Source organism: Arsukibacterium sp., from assembly GCF_041616895.1.
Classification (GTDB): Bacteria; Pseudomonadota; Gammaproteobacteria; order Enterobacterales; family Alteromonadaceae; genus Alishewanella.
Genome location: NZ_JBFJPY010000025.1, coordinates 15,819 through 34,777, shown reverse-complemented (window position 1 = coordinate 34,777; position 18,959 = coordinate 15,819). Strand labels below are relative to the sequence as shown.

General features: G+C 46.2%; 17 protein-coding genes and 2 tRNA genes. 12 read left to right on the top strand and 7 right to left on the bottom strand.

The features are described 5' to 3' along the window. A tRNA-Met gene (locus tag ABY802_RS06480) sits at positions 1-73 on the bottom strand. Positions 74-137: 64 nt separating this feature from the next. Then, positions 138-214 (bottom strand) — tRNA-Met (locus ABY802_RS06475). A gap of 206 nt (positions 215-420) precedes the next feature. Here ABY802_RS06475 and rlmKL point away from each other — a divergent pair. From rlmKL to rmf, 5 genes are all read left to right on the top strand, one after another. After that, a complete protein-coding gene (rlmKL, locus tag ABY802_RS06470; protein WP_372626212.1) occupies positions 421-2,550 on the top strand; it encodes a bifunctional 23S rRNA (guanine(2069)-N(7))-methyltransferase RlmK/23S rRNA (guanine(2445)-N(2))-methyltransferase RlmL in 2,130 nt (709 codons plus the stop codon). Continuing rightward, positions 2,550-2,801 carry a glutaredoxin family protein gene (locus tag ABY802_RS06465; protein WP_372626211.1) on the top strand — a complete coding sequence of 84 codons (252 nt, stop codon included), beginning with the start codon at positions 2,550-2,552 and terminating at the stop codon, positions 2,799-2,801. Before rlmKL ends, ABY802_RS06465 begins: the two co-directional genes overlap by 1 nt. Before the next feature lie 6 nt (positions 2,802-2,807). Then, the gene (locus tag ABY802_RS06460) at positions 2,808-4,712 is read left to right on the top strand and encodes an ATP-binding cassette domain-containing protein (RefSeq protein WP_372626210.1); all 1,905 of its coding nucleotides are present in this window, start codon (positions 2,808-2,810) and stop codon (positions 4,710-4,712) included. Positions 4,713-4,760: 48 nt separating this feature from the next. Beyond that, positions 4,761-6,617, top strand: coding sequence for a DUF3466 family protein (locus ABY802_RS06455; RefSeq protein WP_372626209.1), 1,857 nt, complete (start codon positions 4,761-4,763; stop codon positions 6,615-6,617). Between the two features lie 329 nt (positions 6,618-6,946). Continuing rightward, positions 6,947-7,129 carry a ribosome modulation factor gene (rmf, locus tag ABY802_RS06450; RefSeq protein ID WP_019674311.1) on the top strand — a complete coding sequence of 61 codons (183 nt, stop codon included), beginning with the start codon at positions 6,947-6,949 and terminating at the stop codon, positions 7,127-7,129. 85 nt (positions 7,130-7,214) lie between these two features. On the opposite strand, the gene fabA is transcribed toward rmf, so the two are convergent. After that, entirely contained in the window at positions 7,215-7,727 is a 513-nt protein-coding gene (gene fabA, locus ABY802_RS06445) for a bifunctional 3-hydroxydecanoyl-ACP dehydratase/trans-2-decenoyl-ACP isomerase (RefSeq protein WP_372626208.1), read from the bottom strand. Between the two features lie 139 nt (positions 7,728-7,866). On the opposite strand from fabA, the gene ABY802_RS06440 reads away from it, so the two are divergent. The 3 genes from ABY802_RS06440 (at position 7,867) to ABY802_RS06430 (ending at position 9,852) form a co-directional block, all read left to right on the top strand. Continuing rightward, positions 7,867-8,136, top strand: a complete 270-nt coding sequence (locus tag ABY802_RS06440) for a hypothetical protein (RefSeq protein WP_372626207.1) — start codon at positions 7,867-7,869, stop codon at positions 8,134-8,136. Positions 8,137-8,219: 83 nt separating this feature from the next. Beyond that, on the top strand, positions 8,220-9,077 hold the full coding sequence (locus ABY802_RS06435; RefSeq protein WP_372626206.1) for a 6-pyruvoyl tetrahydropterin synthase family protein: 858 nt from the start codon (positions 8,220-8,222) through the stop codon (positions 9,075-9,077). Further along, positions 9,040-9,852: a M23 family metallopeptidase gene (locus ABY802_RS06430; protein WP_372626205.1), complete on the top strand. Its 813-nt coding sequence runs from the start codon at positions 9,040-9,042 to the stop codon at positions 9,850-9,852. The genes ABY802_RS06435 and ABY802_RS06430 overlap by 38 nt, the downstream gene beginning before the upstream one ends. Here the strand turns inward: ABY802_RS06430 and ABY802_RS06425 are convergent. Then, on the bottom strand, positions 9,803-11,626 hold the full coding sequence (locus ABY802_RS06425) for a M61 family metallopeptidase (protein ID WP_372626204.1): 1,824 nt from the start codon (positions 11,624-11,626) through the stop codon (positions 9,803-9,805). The genes ABY802_RS06430 and ABY802_RS06425 overlap by 50 nt on opposite strands. A gap of 167 nt (positions 11,627-11,793) precedes the next feature. On the opposite strand from ABY802_RS06425, the gene ABY802_RS06420 reads away from it, so the two are divergent. The 3 genes from ABY802_RS06420 to ABY802_RS06410 all read left to right on the top strand — a co-directional run bounded on the left by ABY802_RS06420 (position 11,794) and on the right by ABY802_RS06410 (position 14,231). After that, the gene (locus ABY802_RS06420; RefSeq protein ID WP_372626203.1) at positions 11,794-12,210 is read left to right on the top strand and encodes an acyl-CoA thioesterase; all 417 of its coding nucleotides are present in this window, start codon (positions 11,794-11,796) and stop codon (positions 12,208-12,210) included. 136 nt (positions 12,211-12,346) lie between these two features. Continuing rightward, complete coding sequence (locus ABY802_RS06415; RefSeq protein WP_372626213.1) at positions 12,347-13,438, top strand: sensor histidine kinase; 1,092 nt, start codon at positions 12,347-12,349, stop codon at positions 13,436-13,438. After that, positions 13,413-14,231, top strand: coding sequence for a LytR/AlgR family response regulator transcription factor (locus tag ABY802_RS06410; protein ID WP_372626202.1), 819 nt, complete (start codon positions 13,413-13,415; stop codon positions 14,229-14,231). Before ABY802_RS06415 ends, ABY802_RS06410 begins: the two co-directional genes overlap by 26 nt. Before the next feature lie 37 nt (positions 14,232-14,268). Here the strand turns inward: ABY802_RS06410 and ABY802_RS06405 are convergent, their stop codons facing one another. Next, positions 14,269-15,264, bottom strand: coding sequence for a 6-phosphofructokinase (locus ABY802_RS06405; RefSeq protein ID WP_372626200.1), 996 nt, complete (start codon positions 15,262-15,264; stop codon positions 14,269-14,271). A gap of 175 nt (positions 15,265-15,439) precedes the next feature. On the opposite strand from ABY802_RS06405, the gene ABY802_RS06400 reads away from it, so the two are divergent. After that, a complete protein-coding gene (locus ABY802_RS06400) occupies positions 15,440-16,411 on the top strand; it encodes a DMT family transporter (protein ID WP_372626199.1) in 972 nt (323 codons plus the stop codon). 90 nt (positions 16,412-16,501) lie between these two features. Here the strand turns inward: ABY802_RS06400 and pyk are convergent, their stop codons facing one another. Then, complete coding sequence (gene pyk / locus ABY802_RS06395) at positions 16,502-17,938, bottom strand: pyruvate kinase (RefSeq protein WP_372626197.1); 1,437 nt, start codon at positions 17,936-17,938, stop codon at positions 16,502-16,504. A gap of 138 nt (positions 17,939-18,076) precedes the next feature. Continuing rightward, the gene (locus tag ABY802_RS06390; protein ID WP_372626196.1) at positions 18,077-18,934 is read right to left on the bottom strand and encodes a MurR/RpiR family transcriptional regulator; all 858 of its coding nucleotides are present in this window, start codon (positions 18,932-18,934) and stop codon (positions 18,077-18,079) included. Positions 18,935-18,959 lie beyond the last annotated feature (25 nt).

The window sequence follows — 18,959 nt, the reverse complement described above, 5'->3', positions numbered from 1 at the left end:
TGCGGGAGCCGGATTTGAACCGACGACCTTCGGGTTATGAGCCCGACGAGCTACCAGGCTGCTCCATCCCGCGTCCGTAACTTAACACCGAGCAGAGTGTGTTAAGTATTTGCTTGCAATGCCGTTTCAACTTTAGTTGGTTGCGGGAGCCGGATTTGAACCGACGACCTTCGGGTTATGAGCCCGACGAGCTACCAGGCTGCTCCATCCCGCGTCCGTCATTGCGGGGCGCATCTTAGTGTTTTTATTCTGGCTATGCAAGATGTTAATAGTGTTATTTGAGGTTATTCTGCTTAAGTGCTCGTTTAAGCAGCACCTTGCGGATTTAAGCATCGATATAACGCACTATTACAATTCTTCAAACGTGTTTAAAGCACATTCTGTTATACTGTCGGCCATTTTATTTGAAGGTTGGGTGTTATGCTGGAATTCTGGGCTTTAACGTCAAAAGGCGTCGAAGAGCTGTTAGCGGATGAAATTCGTCATCATCAGGGCGACGTGATTAAAGTATCGATGGGTGTGGTGCGCTTTAAAGCAGAGTTAAGCAGTGCTTATCAACTGTGTTTATGGTCGCGTCTGGCCACCCGTATTATGCGCCTTATTCAGTCAGAACCGGTAACCGCAGAGTCAGACTTATACCAGATAGCTCGTAAAATTGACTGGCCGCAGTTAATGACCATTCGCCAGACGTTGGCGGTAGATTGTGTCGGTAAGCACGCCACCATCGACAATAGCCAGTTTGGTGGCATGCGCTTAAAAGATGCCATTGTTGATCAGTTTCGCGAAGAAACCGGCCAGCGTCCTGATGTCGACCGCTTAAACCCTGATATGCGTTTTCAGGTGCGGTTGGAAAAAAACTATTTTCATTTTCTACAGGACTTCTCTGGTCCGTCGTTACACCAGCGCGGATATCGCTCAGGCCAGGGCGAAGCGCCATTAAAGGAACATTCAGCGGCGGCCTTACTTAAACGTTCTGGCTGGACACCCGAGCAGCCATTATTCGACCCGTTTTGTGGTAGCGGCACCATTATTATCGAAGCGGCGTTAATTGCCCTTAATAAAGCGCCTGGCTTAAATCGCGAACGGTTTGCGTTTGAAGGCTGGCCAGGGCACAGGGCCAGTGTCTGGCAGCAGTTAAAAGCTGATGCGAAAGCCAAAGAAGTACAGTTGCCATCACAAACACTATGTTATGGCAGTGATACCGACGAGCGAGCCTTAGCTAAGGCTCGGCAAAACATTGCCCGGGCTGGTGTGGCAGCTTATGTCAAAGTCGATTATGCCGATGCCACAGAGCTTAAGGGCAGTGTTGCAGAAACAGCTGGCGTTATTGTGACTAATCCGCCTTACGGTGAACGGCTGGGGGACTTACCCAGTTTAATTCCGCTATACAGTAAATTTGCTTTGGCGTTAAAGCAGCATTATCAGGGCTGGCGCTTGGCCATTATTACCTCTAATGCTGATTTGCTCAGGTCATTACGGTTGTCAAAAAGTAAAACCTATAAATTTACCAATGGCCCGCTCGACTGTGAGTTCACTTTGTTTGAGCTGACTGAAAAACAAGTGGCGGTAAGTTCTGATGCGCCATCATTGTTTTTTAACGAGAGTAGCTCATTTGGTAATCGGCTGGCTAAAAACCTGAAGCAACTGCAAAAGTGGGCAAAGCGGGAAGGTATTAGCTGTTATCGCGTGTACGATGCCGATATACCGGAATATAACGTGGCAGTAGATTGGTACGATGGCGAAGTAGTCGTGCATGAGTATGCTGCGCCGGCCACCGTTGATGAGCAAATTGCCCAGAAGCGCTTGTTTGATGTGGTAAATCAGGTACCACAGGTGCTTGGGATCAGTTCAGATAAAATGATTTTAAAAGTGCGGGAAAAACAAAAAGGCACTAATCAGTATCAGGCCATGGCTAAAGCTGGCCAGTACAAAGAAGTGACTGAATACGGCGCCAAGTTTTTAGTTAACCTGCGTGACTACCTGGATACCGGTTTGTTTTTAGACCACCGCTTAACCCGGCGTTTAATTCAGCAGCAAGCCAAAGACAAAACGGTTTTAAACCTGTTTGCCTATACCGGTACTGCCTCGGTGCATGCCGCCATTGGCGGAGCTAAAGCTGTAACCACCGTTGATATGTCTAATACTTATTTAGACTGGGCGAAGCGTAACTTTACTCAGAACGGTTTAATGCTAAGTGGCCTGCAGGCTAAACAGTATCAGTTTGAACAAGCGGATTGTCTGCAATGGTTAGCGCGCTGTCGCAACCAATTTGATTTGATTTTTGTAGACCCGCCAACCTTTTCGAACTCAAAACGGATGGAAGATAACTGGGACGTGCAACGCGACCATGTCAGTTTGCTAAATATGCTGGTAGGGCGCTTAAACCCGGGCGGTAAGGTTATTTTCTCTAATAACAAACGCCGTTTTAAAATTGATAAGGTGGCATTGGAAGAGGCTGGCTGGCAGGTGAAAGATATTTCTGCGCCAACCTTGCCGGAAGATTTTAAACGTAACCCGAATATTCATGTCTGTTTTGAGTTAACGCGCTAATGACGCAATACATTTTATACAGCACTTGGGGGTGTCATCTGTGCGAGCAGGCTGAAGCGCTGCTGACAGACGCCGGTGTAAACTTTCAAGTGCTTGATATTATAGACGATGAACAACTGTTGCAGCAGTTCCGGGTACATATTCCGGTGCTGGCGTCAGGTAACGAATTGCTGTACTGGCCGTTTGACGCGGACAGTATGGCCAGCTGGTTAAAAATACTTAATTCAAAGCATGAGAAGAGTAAAGGATAGTAAGTAGTGGAATTGTTACGTTTTCAACAGGCGTGTTTAGCCTTTGGCACTAACCCGATATTAGATCATGTCGACTTTAGCCTGTTCAGTGGTGAACGGGTATGTTTAGTGGGCCGCAACGGTGCCGGTAAATCATCATTTTTAAAATTGCTGACCGGTCAGCAAAGCTTAGATGATGGCCAGATTGTGGTCAATACCGGTGTGGTACTAAGCCGTTTGGAGCAAGATCCGCCGGCAAAAATGCAAACTAAAATTGCCGACTTTATTCGCGAAGGTGCGGGTGATTTAGCAGAAAAACTGCAGCAGTTTTACACCTTGTCAGAGAATCTGGAAGGTGCAGGTGATGCCGAGTACCGTTTATTTGAACAATTACAAAATGAAATGGATACTCGTGATGGCTGGTCACTGGAGTCTCGGGTCATGGATTTGTGTCAGCAGTTTGAAATGGATCCGGATGCCAGTTTAGCGACGTTGTCAGGTGGTTGGTTGCGCAAAGCGGCGCTGGCCCGGGCATTAATTGCTAAACCACAGATTTTATTGCTTGATGAGCCTACTAACCACTTAGACTTAGCAGCTATTCAGTGGCTTGAGCAATTCTTACTGAATTTTAACGGTGCTATTATTTTTATCTCGCATGATCGGGCATTTATCCGTGCTTTAGCAACCCGGATTATTGACTTAGACCGCGGCGAGCTAACGTCACACCCCGGCAATTATCAGGAATATCTGGATCGTAAACAAAAAATGCTGGAAGACGAACAAAAACATAATGCATTGTTCGACAAACGTTTGGCAGAAGAAGAAGTGTGGATCCGTCAGGGCATTAAAGCCCGCCGTACCCGTAATGAAGGGCGGGTCAGGGCACTAAAAGCATTGCGGCAAGAGAGGGCAGCACGGCTGGAGCAGCAAGGTAAAGTCGACTTTAATATCGAGCAGGCGAACCGCTCAGGCAAACTGGTGTTTGAAGGTAAAGGTATTAGCCTGGCTTTTAACGGCAAGTCGGTGATGGATAATTTAGATTTGCTGGTAATGCGTGGCGATCGTATTGCGTTAGTTGGGCCAAATGGTGTTGGCAAGTCTAGCCTGATTAAAGTGTTGCTGGATGATTACAAGGTTGACAGCGGCGAGATAAAACGTGGTACCAATTTAGAAGTCGCTTACTTCGATCAGCATCGGATAGCACTGGATTTAGAAGCAACGGTACAAGATAACGTCGCTGATGGTAAGCAGGAAGTACAGCAAAATGGCCAGAGCCGCCATGTTCTGAGTTACTTGCAAGACTTTTTGTTTCCACCAGCCCGGGCACGTACGCCGGTCAAAGCACTTTCAGGTGGTGAAAAAAACCGCTTGTTACTGGCTAAGCTATTTGCCCGGCCGAGTAATTTGCTGATCCTCGATGAGCCAACCAATGATTTGGATGTTGAAACGCTCGAGTTGCTGGAAGATATTCTGCAGCAGTATCAGGGCACCGTGCTATTGGTCAGCCATGACCGTGAGTTTGTAAATAACACGGTAACCAGCTCGTTGTTATTTGCCGGTAACGGCCGGATTATTGAAATCGCGGGCGGCTATGACGATGTTACTGCTTATCAGGCTCGCCAGGCGGCTAGAAAACCCTTGGATAAAACAGTGGGGAGCGAGCGGTCAGTTGCAGAAAAACCAGTAGAGCCTTTAGTTGGTAACACTAAGAAGTTATCATATAAAGAAAAACGTGAACTTGAACTGTTACCCCAGCAGATAGAGCAGCTCGATGCTGAGCTAACTGTTTTACAGCAACAAGTTAATGATCCGGAGTTTTTCAAACGAAATGCGGCTGACAGTCAACAGACGTTGAACCTATTACAGCAGACTGAGTCGAAGCTGGCGCAAGCTTATGCGCGTTGGGAACAATTAGAAGCATCCGGTTCTTAGAATTTATAACAGATTATAAGTACATCAGAAGTACATTAGGGGCGTTGAATGAAATTATCTCGGATCAGCTTAGCATTAGTACCTTTGCTAACTGCTTTTTCTGCCACAGCGGCGGTATATCAAGTGGCAGAACTTGAGCCAAACACTATCTCCAAGGCAACCTTTGCTGCCGCGTTAAACGATCAGGGTGATGCTATTGTTACCGGTCAGGGCTATACCCAAGCTGTCGTGCGGGACGAACTTGGAACCAGAACCGTAAGTGTTGTTAATTTTATCGACTTTCCGTTAGATGTCAGCACCATTGATTTTGAAAGTGATGCCATTAAAGCCATTTTAACCGAAGAGCAAATTGAAGATGCCAAGTTGGGTATTTATGATGCTACAGTCTTAAATACTCTAAGCGGTTTGTTAGGCGCAAACAAACAGTTAAGAAATCAGCCTGTGGGAGTGGCTGTAGCTATTTTACAGCCTGCTAATGGCACTCCTGTTGCTGTTTCTCTGCGGGATGTTAACCAACTTCGCGGTAACAGCGAGTTTGTTTATGATATTAATGAGCAAGGCGTCACCGTGGGGATCGCAACCGCCCCCTTCAGTAAGCAGGAGTTTACCCCAACACCCGATCCGGCTGATGAAGATGCCGAAGTACAGGAGCCTGAAACGATTACGGTATGGCAGCCTGAGCCTGGTTTTAAATATGGGGTAGTACATAGCAGCAACGGCCCGGTAAATTTATTGCCGCCTTATACCGAGACGGGAGGTGGGTTTAGCCAGGCGTTTGCCATCAATAACCAGAATTTAATTGCTGGCTCTGGGTCTATTGCGTTGGATGACGATCTTAAGACATTATTAATGACGGCGTGCGATGGCAAAAGTGAACCTGTGGTGTATTGCCTTAATCGCCAGCATGAAAACCGGACACTTTCATTTTTTAATTTGAAAACTCAAATCGAAAGCAATGAAACTGTTTTCATTCCTGACAGTTATGCTGAGCGTGCAATATTGTGGCAGCTGCAGGATGATGGCAGCGTAACGGTAAGTCAAACTTTCGGTTTTCTTGGCGAAAAAGGCACTGGTCTGGAACACCAAACTATTGAAGGTGAGCCAGAAATTCGCTACGTCAGTGCTGCCACTGCGGTCAATGATAACGGGACTGCAGTAGGGTATTCAATTTATAGTGATAGTGATCGTAGCATTCGGTTTCGGGATAACATAACAGGGCAGGAATTCCGCCGTAAATATGTTGCGCCTCATGCCTCGCTATATCAGGACGGTGAAGTTGCAAGCATGGTTGACCCTGGGGAATGGTTAGCGAGTATTGCTACTGGTATCAATAATAACAATATTGCTACTGGCTATGCGATAAAAAACATTAACGGTTTTCGACGCAGTAAGTTTTTCTACTATGATGTGGCCGCAGACGCCATAGTATTTCCAACCGACTTTTTCATTAGTTCCTCCTCTATGCCAGCCGATATCAATGATAATGGCCAGATCGTGGGGCGGGCTGAAATCATTATTGGTGGCACAACAGACCGGCGGCAACATGGTTTTGTCTATGATATGACCAGTGACACCTTTCGGGATTTGAATACTCTGGTTGGCTGTAACGCCGATTTTACAATCATTGATGCCAGATCAATTAATAACAATGGCGAAATTCTGGCCACAGTATTAAAGTCGTTACCCCAGCTGGATGCCAAAGGACAACCGATATTGGATGAAAGCGGCAACCCACAACTTGCTGAGCAGGCTAAAGCGGTTAAGTTATTACCGATAGCTAACGGAGAGCCAGACAACTGCAATACTGAACAAGATACCTACGAACGCAATGCCGGTAGTTTTGGCAGTTTAGGGGTGCTGTTACTTGCTGGTTTTGGCGCTTTATATCGTCGCAGACGTCAGTAGTCGCTGCTGGTACATAGTGTTTAAAAAAGCTGCTTCGGCAGCTTTTTTTTATGATGAATACTGAATTGTTAAATTGGTTATCAAAGGTTATATTTTAAGCATAATAAAATATAACAAAAAACATAATTAAATTGTAATACTCTTCAGCTCGTTAGGTTTTGTCAAGCAGTATATCTGCTAAATTCGATTGAACCTTGCAGCACTGTCAGCTATCAATTAACCAGTACGCTGTTGCCACATGCCGTCGACGGTGATTATCGATGAACCGCTGATTGCTTTTGCAACGCCCGTACTGTTAACCAATATAATATGCTGAGGAAGACTGCCGTATGAAAAGACAAAAACGTGATCGTCTGGAACGTGCTCATGCTCAAGGTTATCGTGCCGGTGTTACCGGACGCTCTAAAGAAATTTGTCCCTATCAAAATTTAGATGCCCGCTCACAATGGCTCGGAGGTTGGCGGGAAGCAATGGAAGACCGGAATGTCGGTTTGTTTAACAAAGGCCTCTAACTGGATAGAAATTTTTTCTCATTGATTAGACGAAAAACCCCGCAGATTAAGCGGGGTTTTTATGTGTTAATTCAGGGTTACAGTATCAGAAGCTTGAGGTGTCCTGAAATAAGCCTACTTTTAAATCAGTAGCGGCATAAATATCACGGCCATCAACACTGACGATACCATCTCCAATACCCATAAACAGTTTACGTTTAATGACGCGTTTCATGTTAATGGTATAGGTTACTTTTTTAGCGGTAGGTAAAATTTGCCCGGTAAATTTAACTTCACCTACCCCCAGTGCTCTACCTTTACCGGGGCCACCACACCAGCCCAGAAAAAAGCCAACCAGTTGCCACATGGCGTCCAGGCCAAGACACCCGGGCATAACAGGGTCGCCTTTAAAGTGACAGGCAAAAAACCAAAGTTCAGGGTTAATGTCCAGCTCGGCAATGATCTGACCCTTGCCATACAAGCCGCCCTCTTCAGATATATGAATAATCCGGTCCATCATCAGCATGTTGTCAGACGGTAACTGGCTGTTGCCTTCGCCGAATAATTCGCCATTCGCGCAAGCGATTAAATCTTCTTTTGTAAAGCTATTCTTAGTCATGTATGTTTAACCTATTATTATTGCTGCGCCACTTTAGCGAACAGTTGTACGCCAGACAAGTCCGATTTGTCGATTCGCCGCTTTTTCGGTCGGTCTGTTAATTGTAGGGTGCCAGCCTTGTCCTGACAAATGACTAATTATGAGTATTGTAATGAGTAACGACAATAAAACTGCGCTGACAAATGCCGAAAAACAGCAGCGGTATCGCGAGCGCCAGCAAGCGTCAGGTAAGAAAGAACTTCGCGGTTATCTTACGCCGGAAGCGTTAAGTTGTTATCAGGAAATACAGGATAAAACGCAATGGAATGATAGTACGTTACTGAGTAACGCCATTCGATTGATGTATGCGGCTCATAAATGTGGACAGATTGGCATTTTAAATAGCTGGTTAACGGAACATAAGCGCTAAAAGCACGGGCTTTACTCTTACTGCCAGCCTATTGAATTGGTATACTTAGCGTTTGCTGTAACTGAATTAGCCCGGATTATCAGATGATTTTATTTGTAAACTCCTTAACGGTAATTGATTTTTCCTATCTGGACCTCAAAAGGGGAATGGTTGGTGAGAGTTATATAGTAGACGCCGAATTACAAGGCAGTTTAGATGACACCGCCATGGTGTTTGATTTTGCCAAAGTGAAGAAAGTCATTAAACAAGCAATTGATCAGCTGGTGGATCATAAGTTGGCATTACCGTTAAACTGTAACGCCCTGAGTCTCAGGCAGGACAGCACCTGCAGTGTTGTGAGCTATCAAAGTGAACGTGGTTTGATTAGTTTGGCTTCACCCGAGGAAGCTTTTGCAGGTATACCTTGCCTGCAGATTAACGAAAAGAGTGTTGGCCAGTTTCTGGAACAGCAAATAAAGCCGCTATTGCCTGATAATGTTGAAGGTTTAACATTAACCTTGCGTCCGGAAGTAAGTACTGGTTTTTATTACCACTATAGCCATGGTTTAAAAAAACACGATGGCAACTGTCAACGTATTGCTCATGGTCATCGTTCAACTATACAGATCTATGCCGATGGCATGTTGTCACCGCGGTTAAATAAGCTTTGGAGCGAACGTTGGCAGGATGGTTATTTAGGTAGTCAAACAGATTTATGTGGTAGCGAAACATTGCAATGGCTTACGGAGCAGCCTGATGCTTATAGTTTTCGCTACCAGGCAAGTCAGGGGTGGTTTGAACTGGTCATTCCTAAAAACCATTGTGAGATAGTTCCTTGTGACACCACGGTAGAGTGTCTGGCGGACTATATCGCCAGTGAACTAAAAGCAATGGATAACAGCAAAACGTATAAGGTTGTGGCATATGAAGGTGTGGCTAAGGGCGCTATTGCTCAGTTATAGTATTTTCGCAAGCCCCAGTTTACACGCAAACACTGAGGTAGTGCTCAATGGCAAGCTTATTCAGGGTAGTTTAATCCGCGGCCAGGTGCCTGCTGGCTCAAAGGTTATGTTCAATAAGCAGCCGCTTAGTGTAACCGCTCAAGGCCAGTTTGTGTTTGGGATTGGCCGTGATGCCAGTCTGGCACATCAGTTAACCGTTATTAAGCCGGATGGCACGCAACACATCATACCGTTGCAATTTCAGGCACGGCAATATGATGTACAGCGCATTACTGGCGTGGCACAAAAATATGTCACACCACCGGCCGAGGTTACTGAACGTATTCAGACCGACAATCGAAAGGTCAGGGCAGTACGTAATACCCTGAGTACTCAGACGGCTATTTTCGCTGATCCCTATCAACCAGCAAAGGGCAGGATATCCGGGGTATATGGCAGTCAACGGGTATTTAATGGCGAGCCACGTAATCCGCATTATGGTTTAGATATAGCCGCCCCAGTTGGTGCGCCAGTGTTCGCTCCGTGGGATGGTGAAGTGCTGTTGGCAGAAGATTTGTATTACTCTGGCTTCACCTTAATTATCGATCATGGAATGGGTGTCAGCTCCACCCTGATGCATTTACATGCTATTGATGTCGCCGTTGGCGATCGCGTACAAAGGGGTGAAAAAGTAGCCGAAGTGGGTGCCACAGGCCGGGTAACCGGCCCTCATCTAGACTGGCGGATTAACTGGTTACAGGAGCGGTTGGACCCTCAGTTGCTGCTGGTGGAATAGTAACAGCCTGTTGTAACCAACTTGTCGCCTTCAGGGCATCAGTAAATTGCAGGCAGGCAATTTTCGCTGCAGCAACCTGCACTGGTAGCTGCAGGGTCAATAAACGGTCTTTACGGTAAACAACAAGTGGTTGTTGCGTTGCTAGCTCTAGGCGTTTTAGTAATTGCGGCAATGTTTGTTCCGTTATTTTCCAACCGGCCAAAGCCAGTAGCTGATCGCCGACCATTACGCCCGCCTGAGCAGCTGCACCACCCGCGATTATCTGGTTAACAGTGACTAAACCTTGTTGCACCTTAACACCTGCTGCCAAATAAGCCGGCAGGGCATGATCCTCCTTGTTATCTAAACCACCAAAATCAGCGTGATCCAACGCCGGACGAAAGTTAAGCGTTAAACCGAGTTGCGAGGCGGCATCGGCGAGCGGTAAAGGGTTACTCTGGCAGGCCCAGTCGCGTGCTTGGCCAGCAAGCTCGGAAAATCCCATAGCGGTTAAACTGTTGAACAGACTGTGTTCGTCTGTACCGCTTGTCAGGTAGTGTTGATACATATGCCGGCAAATATCTTGCAATGAACTGCCTTGCTTTCGCAAAGCACCTTCAAGACAAAAAGCCAGTAAAGCTCCCTTAGCGTAATAGCTGACCACCGCATTGATGGCATTCTCGTCTTGTTTATAAAATTTTGTCCAGGCATTAAAACTGCTATCTGCCAAGCTCTGCAGTGCATCCGAAGGGCTGCGTGTTACCCGACTAATTGTTTTTTCTAGCTGTGTCAGGTAACGCTCAGGACGGATCAAACCACTTTGTACCAATGCCAGATCATCAAAGTATGAGGTAAAGCCTTCATAAATCCATAACTGCCGGCTGTATTGTTCAGTATCTAATTTGTAAGGATGAAATTCAGCTGGTTTTAATCGTTTTACCCACCAGGTATGAAAATATTCATGACTACACAGCGCCAGCAATTGCTGATAGTTGTCATCAGGCTCCTTCATATTTTTCGCCGGCAAATCATAACGATTGCAAAGCAAAAGAGTAGAAAACTGATGCTCTAACCCGCCGTATCCTTGTTCTGTGACCCACAATAAAAACCAGTATTGGTTTAAATCTGCGGGTAAAGTTTTGAAAACCTGCAGCTGTTGCTGGCAAATTTGTTGTAAGTCGTTAGTGAAACGAGGTAAGTCAGTCAGGTTATTACCGGTTACCACCACATAATGAGGGACATTATTAATGCTGAACTGCTGTACGCTGAAAATTCCTGCCAGAATGGGGCTGTCAATTAAACTGGCATAGTCTGTCGCCTGATATGTGCCAAAGTCTAGAAACGGAGTACTATTAACAGGGGATAACGCGGTTGCTACCCGCCAGTTTTCAGTAGCTGATGCAGTGGGCTTAGCGAACAGGATCTGGTGCGGTGTTTGCGACAACTCACTAACATTAAGACATAGCGCAGCCGGGTTTAATACCGCCACCTCATCATCAACGTATGCTGCACGAACGGACAAATCATATGCATAAACAACATACTTAACACTAACCGGTGCGTTACGGCATTTTAGCTGCCAACACTGTTTATCCAGCTGTGTTAGTTCCAGTGAACCATTTACATCAGAGGCACTGATAGAGACAATATGTTTCGCAAAATCACGGATCATATAACTGCCGGGAAGCCATGCCGGCATACTTAACTGATGAACAGAAGAGGTGGGTTGAAAGCTTAACGTAAGCGAAATTAAATGACTGCTGATATCTTGTATTGTTAACTGGTAACTGACCACGTTGTTAAAACCTCTTGTAGTGATGTTGACCTCGAAACCGGATATTAACCACCAAATGTGCTATTTGATGGCAAGGCATGCCATTTTGATTGCCAGACAATAACGGTGTTCAGTGAAGGCCTGTTATAATACATGCCGATAATCAGTAATTATAGAGTGAATAGCTTATGTCAAACACGCCACCCAGTGAAGCCCTTATTGCCAAACGAATGGCTCACGCCGTTACCCGGGTGACCAAGACCGTCTTTCCGGGTCGCACGAATCATCATAATACGTTGTTTGGCGGTGAAGCGTTGGCCTGGATGGACGAAGCTGCATTTATTGCTGCAACACGTTTTTGTCGAAAGCCTTTGGTTACCGTATGTTCTGACAGGGTTGATTTTAAAGAGTCTATTCCGGCTGGCACTATCATTGAACTGGTAGCACGGGTTGAGCATGTTGGCCGAACCAGTATTAAGGTTCACGTCGATATATTTGTTGAAAATATGTATAGCGACGATCAACATAAAGCGATATCAGGAAGTTTTACTTTTGTTGCTCTGGATTCGGAACGTAAACCGACGCCGGTGCTGGCTGATTTCTGAGTACGTGCTGAGCGCAGAGAACATCTGGGTAATTGCGATTAATGTCTGTTGAAATCAGTTCAAGCGTCAAGGCTTTAGCCGCTATCTTCGTTATACTTTGCATAGCGTAATAACCCGGAATTTTATCTTGTATAAAGTGTTTGAAGATCGCAACCGGCAATTTTGGATCCTGCATAGCCTGGGATGGCTAGGTTTCGCCATTGTTAATTACCTTGGCTCTCTGGTACAGGAAACCCGTGATGCCTACCTTATCGTCGTAGCGCTTGATGCCTACGTTGGCTGGCTTATCACGATACCGCTACGCTACCTGTATCAGCGGATCTGGTTCTGGCAACCCTGGCGCATGATTCTATTGGTTCTGGTGGTGGCATTATTGATCGCTGCCATATGGACTATCGTAAGAAACTTCAATTACTGGGAAATTTACCGCCATGGTTACCGTCCAGACGATTGGCTGCAGTTTGTTAAAGATACGCCAGTGGCCTTTTATGTCATGCTTAGTTGGAGCGGTTTGTATTTCGGGATCAAGTATTATCAGACCCTGCAACTTGAGAAGCAAAAGTCGCTAACGGCCACCAACAAAGCTCATGAAGCGCAATTGAAAATGTTGCGTTACCAGCTCAATCCGCATTTTTTGTTTAATACCTTAAATGCGATTTCGACGCTGGTATTAATAAATGAAACCGACACGGCCAATAAAATGGTTACCAGGCTTAGTGACTTTTTACGTTATTCACTTTATAAAGACCCAATTAACCGGGTGCCGCTGGAGCAGGAGCTCTATGCTGCTAAGCTCTATCTGGAGATTGAGAAAGTTCGCTTCTCAGAGCGCTTAACCATCAGTTTTGATATTGAGCAAGGTACAGAGCGGGCTCTTGTTCCCAGTTTAATTTTACAACCACTCATTGAAAACGCCATTAAATATGCGGTGGCCAGTCAGGTGAGTGGGGGTAGTATTGCTATTACAGCGAAGAAATTTGGGCACGATTTATTATTGGAAGTGTCTGATAACGGCCCTGGTATGCCAATTAGTGACGGTATTCCCAGAAACAATGCCAGTGGTGTTGGCTTAGTGAATACCAAAGAGCGCCTGGCGGCACTTTATGATAGTGATTTTGCTCTGGTATTGACACACAACGAGCCCAAAGGGCTTAAAGTCAATATTCGGATCCCATTACAGTTAGAGCAAGTGGAAACAAACCATGTTGAAGGTAATAGTAGTAGATGATGAACCCTTAGCACGAAAAGGCATGCTGGTCAGGCTTGCTGCCTTCGCTGAGTTTGATGTGGTTGCTCAATGCAGCAATGGTGATGAGGCCGTGAGCCAGATCCTGGAATTAAAGCCTGATGTGGTATTTCTGGATGTTGAAATGCCAGGTATGGATGGATTTGCCGTATTAAAAACCCTGCAGCAACGGCAAATAAAGTTACCTTATATTGTGTTTGTTACCGCTTATGATCATTATGCGTTTAATGCTTTTGAAGTGAATGCTCTTGATTACGTGCTAAAACCGGTCGAGCCTGAACGATTAAAAGCGGCGGTAGAAAAAGTGTTAAAGTTTCATGCGGCAGCGCATAGTCAGAAACATAAAGGGCAGCTTGCGGCTGCCGTTGCAAAACTGACCGGTGACGAGGCCGGAAATATTCTGCAACGCCTGGATAAATCAGAGCCCGTGGTTAATGACCGTTTTCCAGAGGCAATTAGCATTAAGGACAGTGGTGAAATTACCCGGGTTCCTGTTGCAGAAATAGACTGGGTGGACGCCGCTGGTGACTATATGTGTATTCATACCAAAGATGGTCAAACTCACATTCTTCGTCGCACTATGAAAGAGCTGGAGCAGGAACTTGATCCCAGGCTGTTTGTCCGGGTACACCGCTCTGCCATTGTTAATGTTCATACTATTGCAAAGTTACAAATGTTGTCTAACGGCGAACATCAATTAATGTTAACCAATGGCCAGGCCGTTAAGGTCAGCCGGAGTTACAAAGACAGAGTAAAACAGGTGTTTAGTCACTAACATTAATGATTAGAATGCATAAACCGGATGAGGCAGCTTAAAAGCTGCCTATCTGCTGCTGCCACCGCACTAAAAACGGATCGATGGCTTTTGTCTGGTCGCCGGTTTTAGCCAGGGGGTATAACCGGGCCTCACCATCCAATTCGCCTGCCATAACCAAATTAGCTCCTTGCAGTAACTGTTCTACCGCGAAAGCGCCCAGTTTAGTGGCCAGGATCCTGTCAGCACCAACCGGGCTGCCACCACGTTGAATGTGGCCCAGGATACAGGCCCGACACTCAATCCCGATTGCGGCTGTCAGGGCTTCGGCCAATGCCGTGGCGCCACCGGGGTAGCTATGCTCCGCCACCACGATGAGATAACTGGTTTTTCCCTTCAGTAGCTGAGCATGCTTAATAGGGTTAATAATCGCCTTCAGATTTTCGGGATCAAGTTTGCCAAATTCGGGGCAGATTATTTGTTCAGCGCCGCCGGCAATGCCAGCTGCCAGACTCAGATAACCACTATGACGGCCCATTAGCTCCACTAAAAAAATACGCTCGAATGCATCAGCGGTGTCGCGAATTTTATCAATCGCATCCAGCGCAGTATCAATGGCAGTTGCAAACCCGATGGTAGTGTCAGTGCCGTCAACATCGTTGTCGATGGTGCCCGGTACCCCAATCAGCTGACCACGGTAGTGCTTACTAATAGCCATAGTGCCCCGAAAGCTGCCATCACCGCCAATAACAATAAGCGCATCAATATTTAGCTGATCCAAAATTGCGGCCGCCTTAACCGGTCCATCGGCTTGCTCCATTGCCGGGCAACGGGCACTTTTTAAAATAGTACCACCACGTTGGATAATGTTATCAACATGCTGAGGATGTAATGTCTGATACTCCTGCTCCAGTAAACCATTGAAACCATGTTTAAAGCCAATTACGTCGATATTACAGGCACTGGCGGTGAGCAAAATGGCTCTGATACAAGCGTTCATGCCAGGCGCATCGCCTCCCGACGTTAATACCGCTAATCTTTTGATATTACTCATTGTCTTTCTTGCTCCTTTACAGCCTGCTTGCGCCTGAACTTAGTATAGAGGTTCAATCACTGCTGAACTTGATTTGTCGCAAATTTTCACAAACTACAAGACAGTACAACTGAAAATAAGCGACAATGCCTTTGGCGGACTATCCGTCTTTGTCTGCTTGAGGAAACCTTGCTGTATGCACCAAATAACCGGAAAAAGTTTAATTGGCCTGTCACTGGCGTTAACCACCGCTATTTTGTGGGGGATCTTGCCCATAGCGCTAAAAATGGTACTGGATGTGCTTACAGCTAATACCATTACCGCCATCCGGTTTCTGGCAGCTGCTGTTATTGTCGGCATATGGCTGGCAGTACGCGGCAAGTTGCCAGCACTAAAATTACTTGCCAATCGCAAAGTGGCGGGGTTAATGCTGATTGCCGTTGTCGGTTTATTATCAAACTACATTATGTACTTAAGCGGCTTAAATTACCTTAGTGCAGAAACAGGGCAGGTAGTTATCCAACTGGCACCTTTTCTGATGATGCTCGGTGGCATTCTCATTTTTAAAGAAAAACTCTTAATGTGGCAGAAAATAGGCGCTGGCACATTGTTGGCAGGCTTAGTATTATTTTTTAATGAGCGGCTGGTGCAGTTAGTTTTGCAAGCCAGTTCAGAAACGCTTGGCGTAGTATTAGTGATTGCAGCCGGTATTACCTGGGCTGCTTATGCGCTGGCGCAGAAACAATTACTGGTTAATTACAGCTCTAAACAAATTATGTATTTGTTGTATGTCGCTGGTACCATTTGTTTTATACCGGTTTCTGATTTTGCACCGTTATTCCTAATGAATTATTTGCATTGGGTGTTGCTGATTTTTTGCTGTCTTAATACGGTGGTTGCCTATGGCGCTTTTGCAGAAGCATTGCACCATTGGGAAGCTTCTAAAGTGAGTGCGGTGTTGGCCGTAACGCCCTTATTTACTATTTTGTTTGCTAATATTACCGGCTGGTTATTCCCGGACTTTGTGCAAGCCCAGCAGCTTAATCTCTGGTCGTGGCTTGGCGCCCTGATGGTTGTAACCGGTTCTGCCTTAACGGCACTGGCACCACAGTTTGTCGAGTATCGGGCAGCAAAAAGGGTCAGAAAGTTGCAACGGGACGTGTTTTAACGCAAGGTGTTAGGGCAACAAAAAAGGGCCGGTGGCCCTTTTTTAAATTTCCAGGATAGATATTTTTCTATCAACCAAAGTAAAGTCAGTCTATTTAACCTGAACAATTTTACAGGTATTGGATGCCCCGATAGTTTCCATGGCATCACCATGGGTCATAATGACCAGATCGCCACTCTTCAGGCCAGCCTGTTTACGAATGGCGGCAATAGCAGCATCAGCCAATGATTGCTCATGGAGTTGTGTGCTGTCAAAAAATGCCGGATAGACCCCACGATACAGCGCCATTTTATTTAATGTTTTATCATGCCGAGATAACGCATAAATTGGCTGCGGAGAAGTGATACGTGACATCAGCTTGGCAGTGTAACCCGACTCCGTTAAAGCGATAATTGCTTTAATATCTGATAAATGATTAGCTGCATACATGGCAGACAATGCTATCGTTTCACTGATTTCAGTAAAGGCGACGTCCATACGGTGTTTAGAGATTTGTACACTGGGGTGTTTTTCCGCACCATCGCAAACCCGAGCCATCGCTTTTACGGTTTCAGTAGGATATTTACCCGCCGCAGTTTCCGCAGATAACATCACTGCGTCAGTGCCATCGAGCACCGCATTGGCTACGTCCATTACCTCAGCCCGGGTAGGCATCGGGCTTTCTATCATACTTTCCATCATCTGAGTGGCCGTGATCACCACCCGGTTTAGCTGACGGGAACGGGCGATAATTCTTTTCTGCTGGCCAACCAGTTCGGCGTCGCCGATTTCGACCCCTAGATCACCGCGCGCTACCATCACTGCGTCCGACGCCCGGATAATATCATCCAGGGTTTCATTATCGGCTACCGCTTCAGCGCGCTCGATTTTTGCCATTAAACGGGCTTCAGAGCCTGCTGCACGTGCTAACTCCCTTGCCAGGCGCATGTCATCACCACTGCGTGGAAAAGACACAGCCAAGAAGTCGACATCTATTTCTGCAGCAGTAATAATATCGGCTTTGTCTTTTTCAGTCAGGGCAGGAGCCGTTAATCCGCCGCCCTGGCGGTTAATGCCTTTGTTGTTACTGAGTTTGCCACCAACCGTAACGATGGTATACACCCGATCACCGTCAACGCGCTCAACCTGAAGTTGGATCCTGCCGTCATCCAGTAGCAGTAAATCGCCGTCGCTAACATCTTGGGGGAGTGCTTTGTAATCAATTCCTACCTGATGATTATCGCCTTCGCCTTTTGCCAAGCCGGCGTCTAACACAAATTGCTGTCCTTCGGCTAACAGCACTGCGCCTTCTTTGAAGGTCGACACCCGAATTTTCGGGCCCTGTAGATCGCCGAGGATAGCAACATGTGCGCCTAATTTATTTGCAGCAGCTCTTACCATAGATGCCCGTTCCCGGTGATCATCAGCACTGCCATGAGAAAAGTTCAGCCTGAACACCGAAGCGCCAGCGCTGATAAGTTTTTCGATAGATTGCTGGGTATTGGTAGCGGGGCCGAGGGTTGCGACTATTTTGGTTCTTCTTGGCATCAGATGCTCCTGCTGTTGAACGCGGATCTTACAAGTTGTTTAGTGTAATGTAATTTTATTACAGAATACAGCGACATTAAGCACAAACATGACAGGTTGGTGCAGTTGCCCAACCTGTTGACGGGTTAGTTGATCTTTTTAATTGTTAAAGTCTTTCTTTTCAAAGCGTGAACCACGCAGGCTGTCTTTAACTTTTTTCAGGTTTTCACGGAATTTACTGCCCCGGCGTAAGGTAAAGCCTGTCGCCAGAATATCAATCAGAACCAGTTGCGCCACTCGTGAGGCCATTGGCATATACATGTCAGTATCTTCCGGTACATCTAAAGACAGCACCAGAGTACATTCCCGCGCCAGCGGACTGTCGTAGGCAGTAATTCCAATAACGGTGGCATCGTTTTCCCGGGCAATGGCGGCAATATCACAAAGGTTTTTAGTCCGTCCGGTATGGCTGATACACACCACCACATCACCATCTGAACTGTTGATTGCCGACATCCGCTGCATCACGATGTCATCGAAACATACTACGGGAACATTAAAGCGAAAAAACTTATTCTGGGCATCGTGGGCAACAGATGCCGATGCACCCAGGCCAAAAAAAGAGATTTTTTTAGCTTGGGTTAATACATCAACAGCACGGTTAATAGTATTAATATCAACACGTTGCCTCGCAGTATCTAACGCTGCCATCGTAGACTCAAAAATTTTAGCAGTGTAAGCCTCAGGGCCGTCCTCTTCTTCTACGTGGCGGTTTACGTATGGCGTACCATTGGCCAGGCTTTGTGCTAGATGCAATTTAAAATCAGGAAAGCCTTTAGTATCAAGGCGCCGGCAGAAGCGATTAACGGTAGGCTCACTGACATCGGCCATTTTAGCCAGTGCTGCTATACTACTATGTATGGTAATTTGTGGATTAGCCAGAATAACATCAGCAACCTTACGCTCAGACTTGCTGAAGCTGGTAACACTACCTACGATTTTTTCCAGTACATTCATCCGCTAATTCCTGATCTGTAAGAGT